This window comes from Granulosicoccus sp. 3-233 (assembly GCF_052681095.1).
This window is the reverse complement of sequence record NZ_JBQYLE010000004.1, coordinates 147,493-169,375: the sequence shown is the minus strand read 5'-3', so window position 1 is coordinate 169,375 and position 21,883 is coordinate 147,493. Positions and strand designations below refer to the sequence as shown.

Annotated in this window: 20 protein-coding genes; 12 read left to right on the top strand and 8 right to left on the bottom strand. The window is 59.8% G+C overall.

Going from position 1 to position 21,883, the window contains the following annotated elements; all coding sequences use genetic code 11:
* Positions 1-44 precede the first annotated feature (44 nt).
* The 6 genes from ACUNV4_RS12670 (at position 45) to ACUNV4_RS12645 (ending at position 7,033) form a co-directional block, all read left to right on the top strand.
* Positions 45-1,046, top strand: a complete 1,002-nt coding sequence (locus ACUNV4_RS12670) for a hypothetical protein (protein WP_430878925.1) — start codon at positions 45-47, stop codon at positions 1,044-1,046.
* Entirely contained in the window at positions 1,043-2,173 is a 1,131-nt protein-coding gene (locus ACUNV4_RS12665; RefSeq protein WP_430878924.1) for a GNAT family N-acetyltransferase, read from the top strand. The genes ACUNV4_RS12670 and ACUNV4_RS12665 overlap by 4 nt, the downstream gene beginning before the upstream one ends.
* 100 nt (positions 2,174-2,273) lie before the next feature.
* Complete coding sequence (locus ACUNV4_RS12660) at positions 2,274-3,047, top strand: hypothetical protein (RefSeq protein ID WP_430878923.1); 774 nt, start codon at positions 2,274-2,276, stop codon at positions 3,045-3,047.
* Between the two features lie 222 nt (positions 3,048-3,269).
* Positions 3,270-3,698 (top strand): BrnA antitoxin family protein, encoded by a 429-nt coding sequence (locus ACUNV4_RS12655; RefSeq protein WP_430878922.1) that lies wholly within the window; start codon positions 3,270-3,272, stop codon positions 3,696-3,698.
* Between the two features lie 208 nt (positions 3,699-3,906).
* Positions 3,907-5,175, top strand: coding sequence for an NAD(P)/FAD-dependent oxidoreductase (locus tag ACUNV4_RS12650; RefSeq protein WP_430878921.1), 1,269 nt, complete (start codon positions 3,907-3,909; stop codon positions 5,173-5,175).
* Positions 5,176-5,275: 100 nt separating this feature from the next.
* Positions 5,276-7,033 (top strand): hypothetical protein, encoded by a 1,758-nt coding sequence (locus ACUNV4_RS12645; protein WP_430878920.1) that lies wholly within the window; start codon positions 5,276-5,278, stop codon positions 7,031-7,033.
* A gap of 150 nt (positions 7,034-7,183) precedes the next feature.
* Here the strand turns inward: ACUNV4_RS12645 and ACUNV4_RS12640 are convergent, their stop codons facing one another.
* Positions 7,184-7,963: an acetoin reductase gene (locus ACUNV4_RS12640; protein WP_430878919.1), complete on the bottom strand. Its 780-nt coding sequence runs from the start codon at positions 7,961-7,963 to the stop codon at positions 7,184-7,186.
* A gap of 261 nt (positions 7,964-8,224) precedes the next feature.
* A complete protein-coding gene (locus ACUNV4_RS12635) occupies positions 8,225-8,836 on the bottom strand; it encodes a TetR/AcrR family transcriptional regulator (protein WP_430878918.1) in 612 nt (203 codons plus the stop codon).
* Between the two features lie 232 nt (positions 8,837-9,068).
* On the opposite strand from ACUNV4_RS12635, the gene ACUNV4_RS12630 reads away from it, so the two are divergent.
* On the top strand, positions 9,069-9,515 hold the full coding sequence (locus ACUNV4_RS12630; protein WP_430878917.1) for a DUF2852 domain-containing protein: 447 nt from the start codon (positions 9,069-9,071) through the stop codon (positions 9,513-9,515).
* 177 nt (positions 9,516-9,692) lie between these two features.
* Here the strand turns inward: ACUNV4_RS12630 and ACUNV4_RS12625 are convergent, their stop codons facing one another.
* Positions 9,693-11,384 (bottom strand): proline--tRNA ligase, encoded by a 1,692-nt coding sequence (locus ACUNV4_RS12625; RefSeq protein WP_430879220.1) that lies wholly within the window; start codon positions 11,382-11,384, stop codon positions 9,693-9,695.
* Positions 11,385-11,509: 125 nt separating this feature from the next.
* On the opposite strand from ACUNV4_RS12625, the gene ACUNV4_RS12620 reads away from it, so the two are divergent.
* Together ACUNV4_RS12620 and ACUNV4_RS12615 are read left to right on the top strand one after the other, a co-directional pair.
* Positions 11,510-12,439, top strand: a complete 930-nt coding sequence (locus ACUNV4_RS12620; RefSeq protein ID WP_430878916.1) for a LysR family transcriptional regulator — start codon at positions 11,510-11,512, stop codon at positions 12,437-12,439.
* 188 nt (positions 12,440-12,627) lie between these two features.
* Complete coding sequence (locus ACUNV4_RS12615) at positions 12,628-13,716, top strand: AI-2E family transporter (protein WP_430878915.1); 1,089 nt, start codon at positions 12,628-12,630, stop codon at positions 13,714-13,716.
* 94 nt (positions 13,717-13,810) lie between these two features.
* Here ACUNV4_RS12615 and ACUNV4_RS12610 read toward each other — a convergent pair whose 3' ends face one another.
* Positions 13,811-14,281, bottom strand: coding sequence for a peroxiredoxin (locus tag ACUNV4_RS12610; RefSeq protein WP_430878914.1), 471 nt, complete (start codon positions 14,279-14,281; stop codon positions 13,811-13,813).
* Between the two features lie 89 nt (positions 14,282-14,370).
* Here ACUNV4_RS12610 and dapA point away from each other — a divergent pair, with 89 nt between their 5' ends.
* Genes dapA through ACUNV4_RS12595 form a run of 3 tightly spaced genes read left to right on the top strand, consistent with a single transcriptional unit; the run spans position 14,371 to position 17,047 of the window.
* Positions 14,371-15,249 (top strand): 4-hydroxy-tetrahydrodipicolinate synthase, encoded by an 879-nt coding sequence (dapA, locus tag ACUNV4_RS12605; RefSeq protein WP_430878913.1) that lies wholly within the window; start codon positions 14,371-14,373, stop codon positions 15,247-15,249.
* Positions 15,246-16,232, top strand: coding sequence for an outer membrane protein assembly factor BamC (bamC, locus tag ACUNV4_RS12600; RefSeq protein ID WP_430878912.1), 987 nt, complete (start codon positions 15,246-15,248; stop codon positions 16,230-16,232). Before dapA ends, bamC begins: the two co-directional genes overlap by 4 nt.
* Positions 16,233-16,234: 2 nt before the next feature.
* On the top strand, positions 16,235-17,047 hold the full coding sequence (locus ACUNV4_RS12595; protein WP_430878911.1) for an MBL fold metallo-hydrolase: 813 nt from the start codon (positions 16,235-16,237) through the stop codon (positions 17,045-17,047).
* A 39-nt stretch (positions 17,048-17,086) separates the two neighbouring features.
* Here ACUNV4_RS12595 and dxs read toward each other — a convergent pair whose 3' ends face one another.
* From dxs to radA, 4 genes are all read right to left on the bottom strand, one after another.
* Positions 17,087-19,051 (bottom strand): 1-deoxy-D-xylulose-5-phosphate synthase, encoded by a 1,965-nt coding sequence (dxs, locus tag ACUNV4_RS12590; RefSeq protein WP_430878910.1) that lies wholly within the window; start codon positions 19,049-19,051, stop codon positions 17,087-17,089.
* 93 nt (positions 19,052-19,144) lie between these two features.
* The gene (gene ispA, locus ACUNV4_RS12585; protein WP_430878909.1) at positions 19,145-20,044 is read right to left on the bottom strand and encodes a (2E,6E)-farnesyl diphosphate synthase; all 900 of its coding nucleotides are present in this window, start codon (positions 20,042-20,044) and stop codon (positions 19,145-19,147) included.
* Between the two features lie 29 nt (positions 20,045-20,073).
* Positions 20,074-20,355 (bottom strand): exodeoxyribonuclease VII small subunit, encoded by a 282-nt coding sequence (locus ACUNV4_RS12580; RefSeq protein WP_430878908.1) that lies wholly within the window; start codon positions 20,353-20,355, stop codon positions 20,074-20,076.
* A gap of 30 nt (positions 20,356-20,385) precedes the next feature.
* Positions 20,386-21,765, bottom strand: a complete 1,380-nt coding sequence (gene radA / locus ACUNV4_RS12575; protein ID WP_430878907.1) for a DNA repair protein RadA — start codon at positions 21,763-21,765, stop codon at positions 20,386-20,388.
* Positions 21,766-21,883: the final 118 nt, after the last annotated feature.

Here is a 21,883-nt window from a genome sequence, read left to right as displayed (position 1 = left end):
ATCGGAATGGTCCGATCGCCTCACCTTTGAATCAAGAGATCAGCATGTCAGATCAGCAGACTTCGAGCCCCATCGACTGGAGCGATGAGCAGTATCGGCAATTCGGCCTGGTACCGCAGATCACCCCGCACGGCTACCATGAGCTGTCGCTGTTCCGCACCGAAACCCTGATTGCGCTGCTCGACGAGTACCCCCGTCGGCATCTGCAGGCCTATTCGATGGGGACCGACCCGGAGAACAACAGCGACTGGCGACAGGTCGATATTGCCGAAGGTACATCGGGCGCCGATCTGTGGCGGGCCGTGGAGACGGGTCGTATCTGGTTGAACCTGGTGCATATCGAAGAGAATCGCGCCGAGTATCGGGAACTGATCGATGCCATGTATGCACATCTTGGCGAGCACTGCCCGCATCTGCAGAACCCGAAGGGTACCCACAGTGCCTTGTTGATCAGCTCCCCCGGCGCGCAGGTCTACTACCACCTGGATGCCGAGCCCAACATGTTGTGGCATCTGCGCGGGCAGAAGGATGTCTGGCTGTATCCGGCCATGGATCTGGAACTGGTTCCACAGGACTATCTCGAGGATATCTACGCCGGTGAAATCGGCGAGAACCTGCCCTACAAGGCGGCGTTCGATCAACAGGCCATGCACTGTCGCCTGCAGCCAGGCGATGCCGCCTCCTGGCCGCACAACGGCCCGCACCGTATCGTCAATGTGGACATGAATGTCTCATTGGCCACCAGCTATTACACACCGGTGGTCTATCGGCGACAGTATGTGCAACTGGCCAATCGTTTCATCCTGCGAAATCTGGGAATACGCAATCGCAGCATGGCCGAAGAGGGCGTGGTACCGGCTGTCAAACGCATGAGCTACCGCATTCTGAACAGGATCCGTCCGTTCAGGCGACGTGAACGCTCGGCCAGCTACATCACCGATCTGCAACTGGACCCGGATGCCCCGTTGAGTCTGCGCAAGTTGTCCGAGCCGCGTCTGGCCTCCTTTGCCCGCAAGAGCGCAGCTGATGGCGGGCAGGCAGTGTGATCGAGCCGGACACCGACTCGCTGAGTATTCAGTGTCTGCAGTCGGCGGAAGCCTTCGAGCAACTGCGGCTCATCTGGCAAGGCCTGGAGCGACTGGACACGCGCTGTACCCCCTTCAATACCTGGACCTGGAACAGTCTGTGGTGGCAGCACTACGCCAGCCCCCGTGACACCCTGGCATTGCTGGTAGTGCGCGAAGGACGCCGGGTGGTTGCCATTGCACCTCTGTATCTGCAAACAGCGCGCATGTGCCGAGTGATTCCAGTCAGGGTTCTGCGTTTCCTGGGCAGTGGCGGTGATACCTCTCCGGACTACCTTGATATCATTGCCATTCCGGCCAGACGCGATGCTGCAGAGCGGATGATATTGCAATACCTGCCCCGGATCCCGGGCTGGCAGAAGCTGCTGCTGAGCGATATGGCCGAGAGCTCCTCGCTGGCCAGGCGGGCCGGCGCTCTGGCGGCACAGCTGCCCGGAGTGGCACTGACGCCGCGATACCATGTGATCCAGAAATCGGCACTGCCGGGAAGCTTCGACGACTATCGAGCACAACTGAGTCGCAAGCGCCGCAAGCAGATCAACCATCGGCAGAATCGTCTGGATGCAGCAGGGCGATGGGAACTGTCGCTGTGCGCGTCGAAGGAGGATCTGGCCGAAGCCTGCGATGCGCTGGTTGCACTGCATCGTCTGCGCTGGGAGAGCAAGCAGGAGGCCGGCGGTTTTCGCAGCGCTGCCTACGAGCAGTTTCACCGAGCGATCATTCGTCAGTTCTTCGCGGACGACGCCCTGTGGCTGGCCACCCTGAAGCTTGATGGAAAGATCATCGGCGTGCAGTACATCTTCGTCTGGCGCGGTGAATTGCTGTTCATGCAGAGTGGCTATTCGCCCGAGCATGAAAACCTGAGCCCCGGTCATGTGTTGTTCACCTATGTGATTCAGCGGGGTATCGAGCAGGGCATGACAGGACTCGACATGCTCAAGGGGCACTATGCCTACAAGTCGGTCTACGCCCGCGACGAGACACGCACGGTGGATGTCGCCTATCTGCGGCCCGGTGTGCGCGCGCTGATGGGGGGAGCCAGGGATCAACTGCGCCGTCGCCAGGGACTGACAGCTGTTGGCGCCTGATCGCCTGCCAGCGATTGACCTCGTCGAGAATTCTGGTAACCATACGAATCATCCGGCGAGAGTCTTCGCATTCGGTCCGCCACTTTCAGGGAACAAACCCATGCTCGAGCGATTTCAGACCCGCGACCGATCCGGTAACCATCCCTGGCTGGCCATGATGGTCCTGTTGCCCTGTTTCGTGCTGAGCGCCTGCGGAGACAGTAGCAGCTCGAGCAGTCCGGTCGAGGACGGCGATGAGCAGGAACAGGAAGACACCGACAATGAAGAAGAGCAGGGGCTCGGGCAGGATGAGATACCGGATGCCGGTGAGATTGGCGAAGTCGGTGAGTTGAGTGGCCCGACCCGGGATGTGCCGGCTGATCTGGTTGATCAGGAACGTATCGGCCTGACCATCGACTCGTCCGCACGATGTTCGCTGGTCGGCCAGAGTTTCGACATGGCGGTGACCCGATCCCTGACGGTTGAGGAACAGGCAGCCGGCGACCTCGACAGCCCTCAGGACGTATCCGCCTATGTCACGTTGACGCAGAGCCTCGGCAATTCACTGGAACTGCTCTCACGTGGCGATGGTGCCATCCAGCTGCAGCATCGCCAACAGGATGTGGTCGGTCTGACCGCTGAACTGGGCACCGGTTCGGTGACAGCCTATCTGGCGGGCTTTGCCCCCGATGCACCGACCAGTGTGGTGCTGCGAAAACCGGTCCCCGGCGGCTGTCTGTATGCCTTGCGCCTGCCGGACTATTGTGCAACCGGCATTGCCAAGGCCGGAAACTTCACCATTGGTGTGGGTGACCAGGCGATCAGCGCTCAGGGCTGTGAGTTGAGCAACCCGGCCGCTCATCCGGTCATCGAGCTGGCAGCACCCGAGCAGTAAGCAAGAGTGCACACGTCGGACGTGTCGAGCGAGTGGTACCCGGGCAGCAAGTAATATTGGAGCCGGCAGACGTGTCGAGAGGGCGATAGTGGCTATCGGTTCAAAGAACCGTGTGCCGGTTGCAACTCTGGCACATATGTGTGATCTGCGCAGCATTTGAAAAAAAACCGGATGGATAAACTGGCCACCGATTAAAGACATGTACACGGTGGAAGTTTCCGGATGCCAGATTCAAGCACGGACAAGACATACATTGACCTCGAGGCGTTGTTCAAGCGCGCTGACGACGTGGTTGCCACATCGGTCATCGGCCGCCCACGACGAGGCTCCGGATACATTCCCAAGGTGGATGCCAAGATACGTCTCAATGCCGAGGTGATGGCATGGCTGAAGGACATGGGACCTCGTCATTACAGTCGCATCAATGGTCTGCTGACAGCCTTGATGGAAATCGACAAGGGCAGCAGAGTCGAGGCAACCACAGGCAGCAGTACTGCCGAGACCACCGGCATCAAGCAGGATGATCCGGCAGTCGACGCCGTGGACGATGCTGACACGGGGTCGAGTCCCGAGGCAGCGACTGACGGCGAGGGCGACGGGGCATCCGGGCCGGAGACGAGAATCGAGCTTGCCGGTACGGGTCAGGGCTGAGGCAGGTCGATTTTTCTGGCGCTGTGTGGCCCTGTATGCGGCCTTTGCAACGGTGGCAGCGGTAGACAGAGCACAGTGGTAGTATCCGGCCAGGCTGGACACGATTCTGCACGGGTGCCTGACGACTGCGGGTGCGTGGCAGGAAAACGGTCAGCCTCTGCCTGTCGCTTTTCGTCTGTCAATGCCTGCTCACTGTTGAACTCCCCGCATGATCGATACCTGGTACAGCCGTAGCCTGCCGGAACAGTCCGTTCATGTCATGGCTGAAGACACGGGTACGGATGTCTGCATCATTGGCGCAGGGCTGGCCGGACTGAGCACGGCACTGGAACTGTTGCGTGCCGGAAGGCAGGTCGTCGTGCTGGAAGCCGAACGTATCGCCTGGGGAGCATCCGGGCGCAACGGCGGTTTTGTATCCCCTGGATATGCACAGGGTTACCAGGCCATTGAAGCTCGAGTCGGTGCCGCCGAAGCGCGGATTCTGCACGGTTTGTCGATCGAGGGCATGCGGCTGGTTGCCGCCAACATTCGACAGCTGGGCATCGAGTCGGCAGCGCCGGTCAATGGCATCATCAGCGCCTGTCGTTATCCAGCCGCTGCACAGCTCCGCGCAAGGCGTGACTGGTATGCCGAGCAATTCGACTATGCGGTCGATTATCTGGATCGCGACGCATTGAGCGAATGCCTGCAATCAGGGCGCTATCACGATGCGCTGCATGATCGCAATGCCTTTCATTTCAATCCGCTGGCCTATGCGCGTGGCCTGGTCGATGCCGCGCGTCAGCTGGGCGGCCATGTCTACGAAGAAACCATCGTGGAGTCCATCAAGGGCGTGCGCGGCAACTGGCAGATCGTCACGCCTCGTGGAACAGTCAATGCACACGATGTGGTGGTTGCCACGGGCGGCTATACCGGCAGGTTGCTGCCGGTGCTGCATCGCAGTTTTCTGCCCATTGCCACGTACGTCATGCTCACCGAGGCCAATCCGGAGCTGCTGGCCAGTGCCCTGCAGACTCGCTCTGCCATTCTGGATGACCGGCGTGCCTCGGACTATTATCGCCTTGTGGACGATGGCAGGCGCTTGCTATGGGGAGGCAGGATCACGACGCGCACCAGCGAACCGCGTGCCCTGTCGCGACTGCTGCACCAGAGCATGGTTGCCACCTACCCGCAACTGAGGGAACTCCAGGTGGATATGGCCTGGTCGGGTCTCATGAGCTATGCGCGGCATCGCATGCCGCAGATCGGTCAGCTGTTGTCAGGCTTGTGGTATTGCACCGCCTTTGGAGGGCATGGCATGGCCACGACGGCAATCGGTGGCAAGGTCGTGGCTGAAGCCATTTTGCAAGAGAGTGACCGTTACCGACATTTTGCGCCGTTCGGACTCGAATACACCGGTGGTGTGGTGGGGCGGGCGGCAGTACAGGCGACCTACTGGCAATACCAGCTCATGGACGCCTGGCGCGAGCGCCGATGAACGGCGATCCGGCGGTGCTCTTCAGGTAATTGTGGCGTTGTCACAGCAGGCAGTCCCGGTGTAGATTCGAACGAATATCATCACGCTGACAGGATTTCAGATGAGTATTCCCTTCATGCGCTCTGCAGCTTGTGAGTGGCACAAATACCCTTGCAGCCTCACCGGCGTATTGGTGGGCCTGTCACTGTCATGCACCAGCGGTATTGCCCAGGTCGCACCGACGATGGAAGGCCAGACCATCATGATGCCCGGCGATGGCTGGTATCAGGTACAGAGCCGCTCGGACTACCGAGAGATCTGTGCGGGAGTCAGTTCCTGCGAGGTGCCGATGGGGCGATATATCGTCATCAACCACACCACGGGTGAGCGATTCGAGGATATCCGAGTCGAGCTGGGTCCGGTCGAGGAAGAACAGATCGTCATCACTGCCAATGGCGTCAGCTGGCCGGACGATGGCTGGTACCAGGTGCAACGGGCCGGCACCTATGAATCGCTTTGCCAGGGTGGGCGCAGCTGTTCGCTGGCTCCCGGCGAATACATTGTCATCAACCACACGAGTGGTCGGCGCTGGGAAAACATCGTTGTTCCCGGCGATGACGGATCCAGCCTGCAGGCCATCGATCTGCGCCATGCGCGCTACTCATCCTCCGCCATCGAACTCTTCTGGGCACGCCAGGCCGGTGCGCAGTCGCCCATCGAATACACGGTGTTTCAGGATGGTGTGGTGATAGGCAGCACCCGAGGCACCAGTTTCTTCATCGAGGGGTTGGCCGCTGATCAGGCCTACGAATTCGACATCAGACCATTTGACCTGTCCGAGGGAGTCTCGATCACCGTGCCGGCATCCACGGATGCTTCCGCTTCGGAACGCCAGCTCAGGCTGGACAATGCTCAGGAACTGCTGGCCAGCCTGGTTGATGTCATCAATGAAGAGGCCATCGACGGCATGTACGACAGCGCGGCGGAGGATCTGAACTTTCAGAACAAGGCCTTCTTCATCAGCAATACCATCGACGACATCGTCCTGCTGGAAGGTGGCGAACAGAACCCTCCCTGGCCGGTGGAAAACGTGTATGGCGAAGAGGACTACCATGACGGAATTCGCTATGCGACCTATACCTGTGCTGCCGGTGGCAGCGTCACGGTGTACCAGGCCTATTCCATCAATTCTTCCGATGCAGTGTTCGACCGCTGCGTGGCAGGCAACAACACCTACAGCGGTACCAGCGGCATTCGCAATCTGGTGCGCGGCAGCATTGTCCGTTACCCGGCCTATGATTTCTCGGTGACCGACAGCAACGGCAATACACAGACGCTCAGTGGTGGCTATGCCTATGGCAATACCTCCTTCGTGGCAACCAATATCGAATCCGGCTGGGACTCGGCAGAGTATGCAGGCCCGGTGGAGGGAGGGCAGTTGCAGGTCCGTGATTACTCCATGACTCGCAGGCAGATCGACAACAATTCGGGCATTGGCAGTGTGACCTTGCCCGGTGACGATGGTCAGCCGATTCGGGTACTGGAGTACCGTGTCGAGAACACGGTGCAGGGTTCCTTTGCGGTCAGCGCTCCCTGGACGGGGGGCAAGACCTTGCAAGTCGTTGTCGATCTCGGCTTCGAGGACGATGTCCTGATCGCCAGCGATCCTGAAACCGGAGAATCCGTGCCCTATTCAAGGGCAGACCCCGAGGAGAGTTTTTTCTGGCAACAGGGCACTATCGAGATTCGGGCCGATGATGGCAGTCGGCTGTATGTCACCCCTGTGGAAGGCGAACGCGATACCTTCATGATCGAGTCCGATGATGGTGGCACACTGGGGCCACTGTTGTGGAATGAGGGGTACGCGGTTCAACCCTGAACGCCAGGGCGGGGTTGCACCAGCTCCCGGGAAGAAGCCGCCATGTCCCGCCCGGGCTGCGTACCGGGCAGGGCATGACGGCCACTTGTCAGCAAGCGCGCACAGCACCGACGAGACGTGCCGAGATGTCTCGAGACGTGCCGAGACTTTCTAGCGGTACACCAGGCCGCCATCGATGATCACACACTGACCAGTCATGTAATCGCTGTCCGGTCCCGCCAGATAGGACACGAGCTGTGCAACATCCACGGGAGTCTGGGCTCTCCCCAAAGCAATCGAACCGACAAACTGATCGAAGGTTTCGCCCTTCCTTGCGCCGGTGATTTCGGCAAAGCGTTCATCGATTTCCACCCACATGTCGGTGCCCACCACGCCGGGGCAATAGGCATTGACGGTAATGCCGTCGTTGGCAAATTCCTTGGCCGCAACCTGTGTCAGAGCGCGGAGGGCGAACTTGCTCGAACAGTAAGCGCCCAGCATGGCATAGCCTTCATGTGCTGCAATCGAGGCGGCGGAGATGATCTTGCCCCGGGTACCGTTGGCCTTGAAGCGGGCGGCCGCCAGCTGGATGCCCCACAACACGCCCTTGACGTTGATCGCATGAATCCTGTCCATGTCGGCTTCGGTAATTTCCGCAATGGGCTTGACTTGCGCGATGCCGGCATTGTTGATCATGATATCGAAGCCACCAAGCTCCGACTCGGTGTGATCGATGGCAGCCGATTGGGCCTCTCGATTGGCCACATCAGCCACGAACGTCGTGACCCTGGTGCCGGCTTCGGCAACCTCGGCAGCGGCCTTGTCCAGCTTCCCCTGATCAAGGTCGACCAGTGCAATTGCAGCTCCATCGGCCGCCAGTCTCTTTGCGATTCCCAGACCGATGCCTTGCGCCCCACCGGTGACCAGTGCAACTTTCCCTTCTATTCCCATGACGTCTGTGTTCCTCTCGTTCCGTGGTTTGTCAGTCAACTGTCGAGCTCTGCAACAGCGCTCTGGTGTCAAGCTGACCGAAGCTGCAGTTGAGCATGTTGACGAGGGAGAATGAACGATGGGGTCAGCCCATGCGAGGCAGGCAAAAGTGACGGTGTCGGTGCAGGTGTTGCATTTGCCACACATTGCAACGCCTTGCAGGGTATTGCAACGGTTGGAGCGGGCCGGAGACAAGTCGGTGTCCGAGCCAGATGTCCGGCATCAGGTCGAAGGCAGCCGAAACGCCGGTCGCATGGCATCGATCATGCGCGTTGCCAATGCCAGCTTGTGCTGTCTGGACTGACCACGACCAACCGGCCCATCGACGAACAGGTTCGCCAGCCCATGAACGGATGACCAGGCCAGCAGCTCTTCGTCGCTGAGCTGCTCGGGGTCAGTGTCGTGAATCGAATCGGCAAAGCCGCCTTTCAGGTTGGCGCTGAGCTGCTCGGCGGCTGCCACATAGGCATCATCACTCGAGTAGATGGTTTCCTCGTTCCACATGGCACGGAAAAAGGCCGGCTTGTCGATGGCAAAGGCGATATAGGCAAGCCCGACGGCGAGCAGAGCGTCCTTTTCTTCCCGGTGCGCGTCTGCATTCGCTGCAGAGAGCGTATCGGAGAGCTGCAACAAGGCACGGGTGGCAAAGGCGGTCAGCAGATCCCGCTTGTCGCTGTAATGACGGAAGGCTGAGGAAGGCGATACCCCCAGGCGCTTGGCGCAGGCTCGCAGGCTGACCGCCTCCAGCCCGAATTGCGTGGCGAGCTCATCCACGGCATCCAGCAGCGATTCGGCCAGGTTGCCGTGATGGTAGCTCCCCTTGTCTTTTTTCATCGGAAGTTTCATGGAATCGATTCTACTCGCCAATGTGATCAGTGTTAACTTTTTTTTCGAAAACGCTTGAAATTCGGATTCATCTTCCGCTACTATATGTGAACAGTGTTTACATGCAGCGGCTGAGGAAGCGGGTCGTTGTCGAAGTTGATGAGATAAAATGCATTGATTTCGAAGAGTGCTGTTGCATTACCCACGCTTCTCGACATCGACAAGCCAAGAGGTATCAATCATGTGTTCATCAAGAAGAAGTACAGTCGAATCGCGCAGTCATCGTTCATGGTCACGCAGCGCGGACGAGGCAGGCCGCAGTGGTCGCTGGACGGGCGTCAATATCGTCGCCATGGTCGCCGGATTCGTGCTGTTCTGGCCCGTGGGCCTGGTCATCCTGTTCTGGATCTATTCGGGTCGAGATGTGCAGGATCTGCCGGGAGCCGTGCGGGAACAGTGGGGCCGGCTGTTCAATGGCAGTAAATCGGTGCAGGGCGAGTCTGACAACGTCGTGTTCAATGACTACCAGCAGACGCAGTACGATCGCATCCGTGAAATCAAGGAAGAAATCAAATCACGTGCGCAGCGTTTCAGCGACTTTCGAATGGATGCCAGGCGTCGTGCCGATCAGGAAGAATTCGATCGTTTCATGGCCAGTGGCAGCAAGGCCGGTGCTTCCGAACAATAGTTCGGGGCAGTGCATCATGAGTGTTGAAGGGGCGTCTGTGCCGGCTGGCACAGACGCAATCACGAACAAGGCCCGGTCGACCCGGGGCAGTCGATACACTGCCGCAGGTCGCCGGGCCTTTTCTCTGCCAGAGCCTGTTACAGGGTCCTGGCAACCAGCATCGATCGGTAATCCGTGTCAGACGATGCGTGCCAGCACATCGGTGCGAGCAATGACCTCGGATTCCGGCTGGCGTCGATCACGATACTCGATTTCGTCGTTCGCCAGCAGCTTGTCGCTGACCACAAAGCGATGCGGGATGCCGATCAGCTCCATATCGGTGAACATGGCGCCGGGACGCAAGGGGCGATCATCGAACAGCACATCGACGCCTGCAGCCTGCAGCTCGGCATAGAGGGCTTCGGCAGCTGCCTTGACGGCCTCTGACTTGACCATGTTGATCGGGCAGATCACGGCCTCGAAAGGGGCAATGGCCATGGGCCAGATGATGCCCCGCTCATCATGGTTCTGTTCGATGGCAGCGGCGGCGATGCGGGTGATGCCCACGCCGTAACATCCCATCATCATGGTCTGTGGTTTGCCGTTTTCATCCAGGACAGTGGCACCCATGGATTGACTGTAGGTATCGCCGAGCTGGAAGATGTGTCCGACTTCGATGCCGCGTACGATCTTCAGTGTTCCACCACCGACCGGGTTCGGGTCACCTTCGACCACATTGCGCAGATCGCGTACTTCGGGCTCCGGCAGGTCACGTCCCCAATTGACTCCGGTCAGATGCTTGCCGTTTTCATTGGCACCACAGACGAAATCACTGAGACTCGCCGCGTCGGCATCGGCGATGATCGGCAGATTCAGGCCAACCGGACCAATGGAGCCTGCATCGCAGTTGGCCGCTGCCTTGATGGCCTCGGCATCGGCCATGACCAGCGGTGTGGCCACTTCGGGCAGATGTTCTGCCTTGATCTCGTTGAGCTGATGATCGCCACGCAGAACCAGCGCCACCACCGGGTCTTCGGTGCCCTGAACCAGCAAGGTCTTGAGACACCGCGATTCCTCCACCTGCAGCTGCGCTGCGAGCTCGGCAATGGTATGCACACCGGGGGTGTCGATGCTGGCCATGCTCTCGCTGGGCGCGGCTCGCGTCCCCTGGCTGACCACGGCTGCCTTTTCCATGTTGGCGGCGTAGTCACCTTCGGTGGAGTAGACCACGGCATCTTCGCCGCTGTCTGCCAGCACATGGAATTCACGCGACATGGCACCACCGATGCTGCCGCTGTCGGCCTCGACTGCCCGATATTCCAGACCCATTCGATCGAACATGTTGCAATACGCCACATGCATCTGGTCGAAACTCTGTTGCAGGGAGGCCTCGCCCAGATTGAATGAATAACCATCCTTCATGATGAACTCGCGCGCCCGCATCACACCGAAACGAGGCCGGACCTCGTCGCGGAACTTGGTCTGTATCTGGTAGAAGTTGACCGGCAGCTGGCGATAGCTCTTGATCTCGCGGCGTGCGATGTCGGTGATCACTTCCTCGTGGGTGGGGCCGACACAGTATTCGCGGTCGTGACGATCATGCAGTCGCAGCAGCTCGGGACCGAATTTTTCCCAACGGCCAGACTCCTGCCACAGCTCGGCGGGCTGCACGGACGGCATCAGCACTTCCAGTGCGCCGGCCCGGTTCATTTCCTCGCGTACGATGGCTTCGATCTTTCGCACCACACGCAGCCCCATCGGCATCCAGGAATAGAGTCCTGAGCCCAGTCGACGTATGAAGCCGGCGCGCAGCATCAGCTGGTGGCTGGCGATTTCCGCATCATTGGGGGTTTCCTTGGCGGTACTGATATGGAACTGACTGGCGCGCATACCCTTGATCTCGTTGGTTAGAGGGGGAGTATAACGAGCCATGGGCACTGCATGTCGTCCTCTGGAGACGACAGACAAGTATCATGTCAGGATGGACGAATCCTGTTACCACTCAATGCTGCCCCATGTCTGATCGTCGACTGCAGGTGTTTCACACGGTTGCCGGCGTGCTCAATTTCACGCGCGCTGCCGAATTGCTGCACATGACACAGCCAGCCGTGACACACCAGATCCGGCAGCTGGAGGAGGAGTTCAACGCGCGTCTGTTCGATCGCAGCAACAATCGGATAAGTCTCACCGCCGCCGGCGAGCAGGTCATGGAATATGCCGACCGGATTCTGGGGCTGTACGACGAGATGCAGGAATCGGTCAAGACGCTCACCGGAGATCGTACGGGGCTGGTGACTCTCGGCGCCAGCACCACCATTGCCGAGTACATGCTGCCGGGCCTGCTGGGCGGGTTTCGACAAGGCTTTCCCGAAGTCCAGATTCGCTTGCGGGTGGCCAATACCGACACGATTGTCGGCATGGTGGCCGACAATTCCATCGAACTGGGCGTGGTGGAAAGCGAGGTCGACAATCAGTTGCTGCGTGTCGAACAGTGTCAGCAGGATGAGCTGTTCGTGATCGTGCCGCCGGGACATGCATTGAGTGGCTCATCGGTGCTGGCAGCACGCGACCTGCTGGGCAATCCTTTCATCCACCGCGAAGATGGTTCGGGGACCCGCAGCGTGATAGAACGATATTTCATTGCGCAGGGTATCACCGAGGGCGATCTGAACTGCCCCTTCGAGCTGGGTAGCACCGAAGCCATCAAGGGCGCCGTGCAGGCAGGTGTCGGAATCTCCATCGTGTCCGGCTCGACGCTGAAAAAGGAGCTGGATCTGGGAAAACTGGTGGCACTGCCGTTGAATCCGCCACTGTTGCGCTCATTCTATCTGGTGAGACAGAAGCAGAAGTTCAGAACACAGCTGATGTACGAGCTGTTCCAGTTTGCGCGTCGGTATTTCGAGGAAACCTTGCCATCAGACAGGGACGCACTGAAAAAGAGCTGATTCAGGGCGAATTCGCCGTGCCCGGATGCGTCAGAAATACGGCTTGACGATCCAGCATCGAACTTGCAATCTGGCTCGCTGTCCATCCGATGCGCCATGCGGTCTTGTCGGGTGTCATACTGTTGTGGTATCCGGAGCCTTAGGCTTCGACCTTTGCTCAACTTGTCATTCAAGGAGTCGTCCAGACGATGTACGACATTTTCCGAGACTGGTACGCCCGGAACTTTTCGGATCCGCAGGCGGTCATTCTCGCATTCCTGCTGCTGATGCTGTTCGGCCTGCTGTGGTTGGTGGGCGATATCATGGCGCCGGTCCTGGTGGCGCTGGTACTGGCCTATCTGCTGGAGAGCGTGGTGGTCACCATGCAGCGCTGGCATGTACCGCGCACCCTGGCCTCGGTGTTCATCCTGCTGATCATTCTGGCCCTGTCGCTGATCGTCATCTTCGGTCTGGTACCGGTACTGTCGCAGCAGCTCACCGGCATCGTCAGGGAATTGCCGGGCATGGTGGGCAATATCCAGGAGCAGATGCTGCGGCTACCGGAAAAATACCCCGATATCTTTACCGTGGATCAGGTGAACGATCTGATCGACAATCTGCGACGTGAACTGACGTCATTCACGCAGAGCGTGCTGTCATTTTCCCTGGCGCAACTGGGGAGCCTGGTGATGATCGCGGTGTACGTCGTACTGGTGCCGATCATGGTGTTCTTCGCACTCAAGGACAAGGACAAGCTGCTGACCTTTGCCGCCAAGTTCGTCCCTCATCGCAGCGAGTTGAGCTTTCAGGTATGGCGCGAGGTGGACGAGAAGATCGCCAACTACATCCGTGGCAAGTTCGTCGAAGTCATCATCATCTGGGTGGTGACCTATATCCTGTTCGCCGTGATGGGCCTGAACTATTCCCTGCTGCTCAGCTTCCTGGTGGGACTATCGGTCATCATCCCCTATGTCGGGGCCATTGCGGTAACCGTGCCGATCGCGCTTATCGGATTTTTCCAGTGGGGGCTGACTGCCAAGCTGGGTTATCTGCTGATTGCCTATCAGATCATCCAGATTCTGGATGGCAATGTGCTGGTGCCCTTGCTGTTCTCGGAGGTTGTCAATCTGCACCCTCTGGCCATCATCGCGGCGGTATTGTTCTTCGGTGGCCTGTTCGGTCTGTGGGGCGTGTTCTTCGCCATTCCGCTGGCAACGCTGGTTCAGGCGGTCATGAACGCCTGGCCCAAGGCGCGAGACCATCAGAGCATGCTGATTGACGGTCCCCGACAAGGCTGATTCCGGGGGTGTCGTCGCAGAGCCTGTCTCGGCAGGGCTGCGCGGTCGTCCGCCGCGCAGCCGGTCTGTTCGGGCCGAGGGTACCGGCGTTGGCTCAGTCGAGTGCCTGCACGGCTGCCAGAACCTCGTCCACATGCCCGGGAACCTTGACCTTGCGCCATTCCTGGCGCAGCACACCCTTTTCATCGATCAAAAAGGTGCTGCGTTCGATGCCCTCGAACTCCTTGCCGTACATCTTCTTCAGCTTGATGACAGCATAGTCACGACACATTCTGTCCTCCGAGTCGGATAGCAGGTCGAACGGCATCTCGTGCTTGGCCTTGAACTTTTCATGGCTCTTGATGTTGTCCTGAGACACACCCAGGATCACGGCCCCGGCTGCCGTGAAGGCGTCGATGGCGTCGCGGAAGTTCTGGCTTTCGGTAGTACACCCCGGCGTAGCATCACGGGGGTAGAAATACAGCACCACCTTGCTACCTTTGAGGCTGGACAGGGAAATGTTTCGCTCGCCAGTGGCGGGCAGATCGAAGGCCGGGGCGGGTTTGTTCAGTTCTGGAGTGCTCATGGGATTTCAGGGCCGGTGTAAACGTTCGGATAGCGGTTGAGAAAGCGGCTGGTCAACAGTACCATTGCGGGATAACTCAGGAGTGAAGCATGTTTCAGGGCAGTATGGTGGCGTTGGTCACCCCGATGCTTGACGATGGTACGGTCGATGATGCGGCGCTGGCCGAACTGATCGAATTCCATGTCGAGGCTGGTACCGATGCTATCGTGGCGGTAGGCACCACGGGAGAGTCCGCTACCTTGACGGTACCGGAGCATGCCCGGGTGATCAAGCAGACCATCGAACTGGTCAACAAGCGCATTCCGGTGATTGCCGGTACCGGCGCAAACTCGACCTTCGAGGCCATCGAACTGACCAGCCGCGCGCGTGAAGCCGGTGCCGATGCCTGCCTGCTGGTAACCCCGTATTACAACAAGCCGACGCAGGAAGGTCTGTTCCAGCATTTCAAGGCGATTGCCGAGGCCGTGGACATTCCGCAGATTCTGTACAACGTACCCGGCCGCACGGCGGTGGACATGCAGCCGGCCACTACCGCACGCCTGTCAGCGCTGAGCAACATCATCGGTATCAAGGAAGCGCACGGTACGGTCGAGCGAATCCGACAGCTGATCGATGCCTGTGTCGACGATTTCATGGTGGTCACCGGTGATGATGCAACGGCCATGGAAAGCATGCTGGCCGGTGCCCATGGCGATATTTCCGTAACGGCCAATGTCGTGCCTCGGGAGATGCATCTGATGTGCAAGGCGGCCATTGCAGGCGATCGCGCGACGGCCGAATCCATCGAAGCTCGCATCGGCGATCTGCACCGCGATCTGTTTCACGAATCCAACCCCATCCCGGTCAAGTGGGCTCTGCACGCCATGGGTCGCATTGGCAGTGGTATTCGCTTGCCGCTGACACCGTTGGCCAGTGAGTATCATGAAGTGCTTACCCTTGCGCTGAAGAAGGCTGGAGCCCTGTCATGAGAACGCCTGGTTCATTGCTTGCGGCCTCCGTTGTCGCCTTCGTGCTGGCCGGCTGCAGCAGTCTGCAGTCTGCCAACAGTCCGGATGTGCTGTATGACAAGGATGCCGAGGCGGCGCGTACCCTGCAGGTTCCGCCGGATCTGACGGACGTCAGCAATACGGAGCAATTCGTGTTGCCCGGCACCAGTGGAGGGCCGGTCACTCGCAATACCCTGCTACCGCAGTTTTCCTCGGCACGCTTCGAGCGGGCAGGGCAGCAGAGCTGGCTGGCCTTCGATGCTTCCGCCGAGGAAATCTGGCCACAGTTGCTGGCCTTTGCAAAGAAGGAAAAGTATCTGATCGCGAAGACAGAACCTGCCGCCGGGCTGATCTTCTCGCAGTGGCGTCCGGCCAGTGCCGTTACCAGGGGTAGTCTGCTGCAGAGCCTGATCGGCGGCGATGAGGAATTCTCGCGGGTAGCGTTTCGACTGGAACGCAATGGTACTGGCAGTCGCCTGTTTGCACGTTCTCAGGCGGCTTCCGAGGCCGTGGCCACGGCTGCCGACAGCGATGCACTGGCCTGGCCGGCAGAGTCGCATGATCCGGAAGCGACCAGCGCCACTCTCGGTCGACTGCTGGTCTTTCTGGGGGTCAACGAGCAGAAGGCACGTGGCATCATCGATGCCGAACAGGCACGACTGGTAACGGACGATGTGCTGATAGTGACCACGGGTTCCGGCCGTCAGCTGGTGATGCAGCGCGGTTTCAGGCCATCATTCAACGCGGTACTGGGGGCGCTGGAAACGCTTGACTACGCGGTCACCAGCAGTGATGACGGCGTGGGACGTATCGAGTTTCTCAATGGCGAGACACCGCTGGTCATCGAGCTGGCCCCGCAGCATGTGAGTGAGGTACGGGTTGCGCTGACAGACACCGGTGGCCGACGTCTGCCGGATGCAGACGAGAAGGCGGTACTGGATGCCTTGCTGGCGCAGATAGCCTGACAATGATCCAGGTTGCGGCACTGGGCAGTGGCAGCTCCGGTAATTCGCTGCTGGTGAAGTCGGAACGTACTACCCTGCTCATCGATTGTGGTTTCACGATGAAGGAAACCATTGCTCGCCTGCATCACCTGGGACTGTCACCGTCCGAGCTGGACGCCATCCTCATTTCGCACGAGCACGGCGATCACATGAAGGGGGTGGGGCCGCTGTCGCGCAAGTTCGGTCTGCCGGTCTGGTGCACTTATGGCACCTATCACCGGGCACGTGACAACCGGTTTTCCTCGGTACGCCTGTTTCACGCACATGAGCCCTTTGTCATCGGCGATATGGAAGTCGATCCATTTCCGACGCCGCACGACGCTGCAGAACCCTGTCAATTCGTCTTCTCCGCCGGTGACGTGCGATTTGCCAATGTCACGGATCTTGGCGCCTGCACACCGCATGTGCGCGAGAAACTCGAAGGGGTTCATGGGCTGGTGGTCGAGTGCAACTACGACAACGACATGTTGCGTAACGGCCCCTATCCACCGAGTCTGCAGGCTCGCATTCGCTCCGACTATGGTCATCTCGGCAACGAGCAGGCCGGCCTGTTGCTCAGGGAGCTGGATCACCCGGAGCTGCAATACATTCTGCTGGGCCATTTGTCCGAGCAGAACAATTCGGATGCACTGGCTCTGGCCACCATGCAGCAACATGTCGAGGATCGACACCATCGCATTTCGGTGCTGGCGCAGCACTGTTGCAGTCAGTGGTTCCGCGTGGTGGCAGAGACCGTGGACGCGGCCCTGTCAGAGGACATGGCCAGCGCGGTCTGATACCGTGGTCGCCGTGTCCATGCTGGCGGTGGCTGGCTTCTAGCCGCCCGCCGCCTGGCGCCGGTTGTCCGCAGCGACCAGTATCGAGATCTGCTCACGCAGGCCATGCACGTCCAGCCTGCAGTATTCCAGCAATTCTTCGCGCGAGCCGTGTTCCACGAATTCATCGGGCAGACCGATCAGTTTGACCGGCGTGGTAACGCCCACAGACGACAGGTGTTCGAGAATGCCAGCACCGGCACCACCGGGTATGGCATTTTCTTCCAGTGTGATGATCAGCTCATGCGATTCGGCCAGGGATTCGATCATGGCGGTATCCAGTGGCTTGACGAAGCGCATGTTGACCACGGTGAAACCGAGTTCCTCGGCCAGTTGCTCGGCAGGTTCCACCATCGTGCCGAAGGCCAGCAGTGCAACTTGCTTGCCCTGACGGCGCAACTCGGCCTTGCCAACAGGCAGGGCTTCCATGTTCTCGTCGACATCGACACCAGGGCCGTTGCCACGCGGATAACGTACCGAGCTGGGCCCGTCGATCTGCATGGCGGTATAGAGCATCTGGCGGCACTCGTTCTCGTCGGCCGGCGCCATGATGACGATATTGGGCAGGCAACGCATGAAGGAGAAGTCGAAGCTGCCGGCATGGGTGGGGCCATCAGGTCCGACCACGCCAGCGCGGTCGATGGCGAAGACCACGGGCAGGTTCTGCAGCACCACATCGTGTACCAGCTGGTCATAGGAGCGCTGGAAGAAGGTGGAGTAGATGGCGACGACGGGTTTCATGCCACCACAGGCGAGTCCGGCGGCCAGTGTCACCGCGTGCTGCTCGGCTATGCCGACATCGAAATAGCGATCGGGGAACTGTTTCTCGAACTCCACCATGCCCGAGCCTTCGCGCATGGCTGGCGTGATGCCGACCATGCGCTCGTCCAGCGCGGCCATGTCGCACAGCCACTGGCCGAACACCTGGGTGTAGGTGGGCTGATTGGACTTGCTCGATTTGTGGGCCTTGCCGGTTGCCGGATCGAACGGGCCGATGGCGTGCAGAGCCAGCGGATCCTGCTCGGCAAACTTGTAACCCTGGCCCTTGCGAGTGACCACATGCAGAAAGACCGGTCCTTTCAGGTCGCGCACGTTGCGCAACACGGCCACCAGGCTTTCGACATCGTGTCCGTCAACCGGACCGAAATAGTTGAAACCGAGTTCCTCGAACAAGGAACTGGGTACCACCATGCCCTTGACGTGTTCTTCGGTGCGGCGTGCCAGCTCCAGCATGGAAGGCACCTTGCTGAGTACCCGTTTGCTGCCTTCGCGCGCGCCGGAGACGAATTTTCCGGACAGCATGCGAGCCAGGTATTTGTTCATGGCACCGACATTGGGGGAAATGGACATGTCGTTGTCATTCAGAATCACCAGCATGTCGGCTTTCACGCCGCCTGCATGGTTCAGTGCCTCATAGGCAAGTCCGGCGGTCAGGGCGCCATCGCCGATGACCGCAACGACCTTCTCGGGCTCCTGCTTCTGTGTGGACAGGGCCGTGTTGCTGCTGTGCGGGCCCTCGGCTGCGCTGCCGACGCGCGAGTGGGTGGCCCGTTGGCGGGCAGCCAGAGACATGCCCAGGGCCGCACTGATGGACGTGCTGGAATGGCCCACGCCGAAGGTGTCGTACTCGCTTTCCTCACGGTTGGGGAAGCCCGCCAGGCCACCCTGCTTGCGGATGGTGGACATCTGCTCGCGCCGACCGGTCAGGATCTTGTGACCATAGGTCTGGTGGCCGACATCCCATACCAGCTTGTCACGCGGGGTGTTGTAGGCGTAGTGGATGGCTACGGTCAGTTCGATGGTGCCAAGACTGGCGCCCAGGTGTCCACCGGTACGCGAGACGGATTCCACCACGAAATCACGCAACTCCCTGGAGAGGGCCGGTAGCTGATGGAGTTCGAGTTTACGCAGGTCTGACGGTGCGTGAATGCGGTCCAGCAGGGGATATTCCGTCGTTGTAGTCATGATGCAACAAAAATGGGTTAACGCGGATTATCCCTGTTGTACGGGGGTATTTACAAGTCGGGCAACGGAATCGGGTGAAATTCCCGAGCTCAGCTAGTAAGTGCGTTGCATGATGTAGGCCGAAAGTGTTCGCAGTTCGTCAAATTCCGGGCCAAGACCGTCCAGGTGGGACAGGGCGGTCTGATGCATGCGCTCGGCATGTTCGCGAGCACCATCGAGCCCCAGCAGGGCGGGGTAGGTGGGCTTGTTGAGAGCGATATCGGCCCCCTGCTTCTTGCCCAGAGTCTCGGTGTCACTGACCACGTCCAGAATGTCATCGACGATCTGGAAACACAGGCCGACAGCGCCGGCATAGCCTTCCAGCCGAGGCAGCAGCTCCGGATCGGCAGTTTCGGACAGAACGGCCGGCAGCAGAACGCTGGCCTTGATCAGCGCCCCGGTCTTGTGGTTGTGCATGTTTTCCAGTTCGTCGAGGGTCAGCGTGCGCCCCACGGACTCCAGGTCGATCGCCTGACCGGCTGCCATGCCCTTGGCACCGCTGGCCTCGCCCAGCACTTCCACCATGCGAAGTTTTGCGGTGTCGGAAACGAGCGGATCACGGTTGAGTGCCAGAATGGTGAAGGCCAGCGCCTGCAGGGCATCACCCGCCAGAATGGCCAGCGCTTCGTCAAAGGCCTTGTGACAGGTCGGTTTGCCGCGACGCAGATCGTCATCGTCCATGGCGGGCAGATCGTCATGCACCAACGAGTAGGCGTGCATCATTTCCAGTGCGCAGGCGGCAACATCGACCCTGTCAAGTGACAGATCCAGCGCCTTGCCGGTGGCGTAGCAGAGCACAGGCCGTACCCGCTTGCCACCATTGGTCACCGCATAGTGCATCACCGTGGGCAGTTGCGTGCCACTGCTTGCTCGCGGCGGCAAGTGCGTCAACAGGGCATTGTCTACGCGCTGACGGTAGTATGTCAGGGTCTCGTGAAACGATTCGTCAACCATGATCGAATTCCGGGAAGCAGTCTTGGTCATCAGTGCTGGGTGTCGGTGTCGAAGTCGTCGAGACTGTCTTCGTCGGCATCGGCATCGGCCGAATCATTCATCAGGATCCTGACTTTCTGCTCCGCCTCACTCAGGCTCTGCTGGCAGAAGCGAGACAGCGATACACCACGTTCGAACTGCTCCAGAGAGGCATCCAGTGACTGTTCACCGGTCTCCAGCGACTCCACGATGGCTTCCAGTTCGCCCAGGGCGTCTTCGAATTTTGTGGATTTCGGGATTTTCTTCGATTTCTGCGCCACTGGCCTGCTCATTGATCCAAACGGCCATAGTTTACGGGATCGTCAGTCGAGCAGGTCAAGTGCTTCGTGTAAACGATGTATACCATCCACGTGCAGTCCCTTGATGGCTTTCTTGGGCGTGTTGCCAGCGGGCACGATGGCGCGTTTGAAACCGTGCTTGACCGATTCCTGCAACCGTTCCTCGCCATTGGCCACGGGGCGGACCTCACCGGCCAGGCCGATCTCGCCGAAGACCACCAGATCGCTGGGCAGGGGACGCGTACGGAACGATGACAGGGCCGCCAGCAGCACGGGCAGGTCGGCGGCGGTCTCCGAGATGCGTACACCGCCGACCACATTGACGTAGACATCCTGATCGAACATGGCAATGCCGGCATGTCGGTGCATGACCGCGAGCAGCATGGACAGCCGATTCTGTTCCAGGCCAAGAGATACGCGGCGCGGGCTGCCGGAGTGGCTGGTGTCCACCAGTGCCTGAGCCTCGACCAGCATGGGGCGTGTGCCCTCCCGGGTGACCATGATGACGCTGCCACTGACGGGCTCGGGATGTCGGGACAGGAAGATGGCAGACGGGTTCTTGACGGCCTTCAGGCCGGATTCATCCATGGCGAAGACGCCAAGCTCGTTGACCGCACCAAAGCGGTTCTTGACGGCACGGATGACCCGGTAGCGACTGCCGGGGTCGCCCTCGAAGTACAATACCGTATCGACCATGTGTTCCAGCACGCGTGGCCCCGCCAGGGCGCCTTCCTTGGTGACGTGACCGACCAGGAAGATGGACGTGCCGGTCTGCTTGGCATGACGCACCAGTCGTGCGGCGCTCTCGCGTACCTGAGCCACGGCACCGGGTGCCGAGCTGAGCAGCTCGGTGTACATGGTCTGAATGGAATCGATGACCATGACATCCGGCTTCTCCTGGCTGGCGTGTGACAGGATGGCTTCCACCTGGGTCTCGGCCAGCAGACGCAGATTCTGCTCCGGCAGACCGAGCCGGCGTGCCCGGAGAGTCACCTGCTGCAGGGATTCCTCACCGGTGATGTACAGCACCCGGTGCTGCTGGCTCAGGTGAGCCAGACTCTGGATCAGCAGGGTGGACTTGCCGATGCCGGGGTCGCCACCCAGCAAGGTGACAGATCCGGAGACCAGGCCGCCACCGAGGACGCGATCCAGTTCGGTCAGGCCGGTGCCGATCCGCGCCTGTTCGACCATCGTGACATCGGCGGCATTGGTGATTCCGCTGCCGCCGGCGTAGCCGCCATAGCGTGCATTGGTGGCCGCAGCCGTGGCGGAGTTTGTCGTGCTGGCAGGCGCAAGCGACTCTTCCAGGGTATTCCATTCACCACAGTCGGCGCACTGACCACTCCATTTGGAGGAGATCGCGCCGCAGGCGGTGCACTGGTAGCGTTGTTTGACTTTGGACATGCGACAAGTGTGGCATGTTTGACGCGCCGGCTGCCAGCTGTCGAATGTCTTCGCGGGGGCCGATCCCTATACAGTTACATCGCCTGGTAACACCTGCCTCAAGTGCATTGGCCTATAC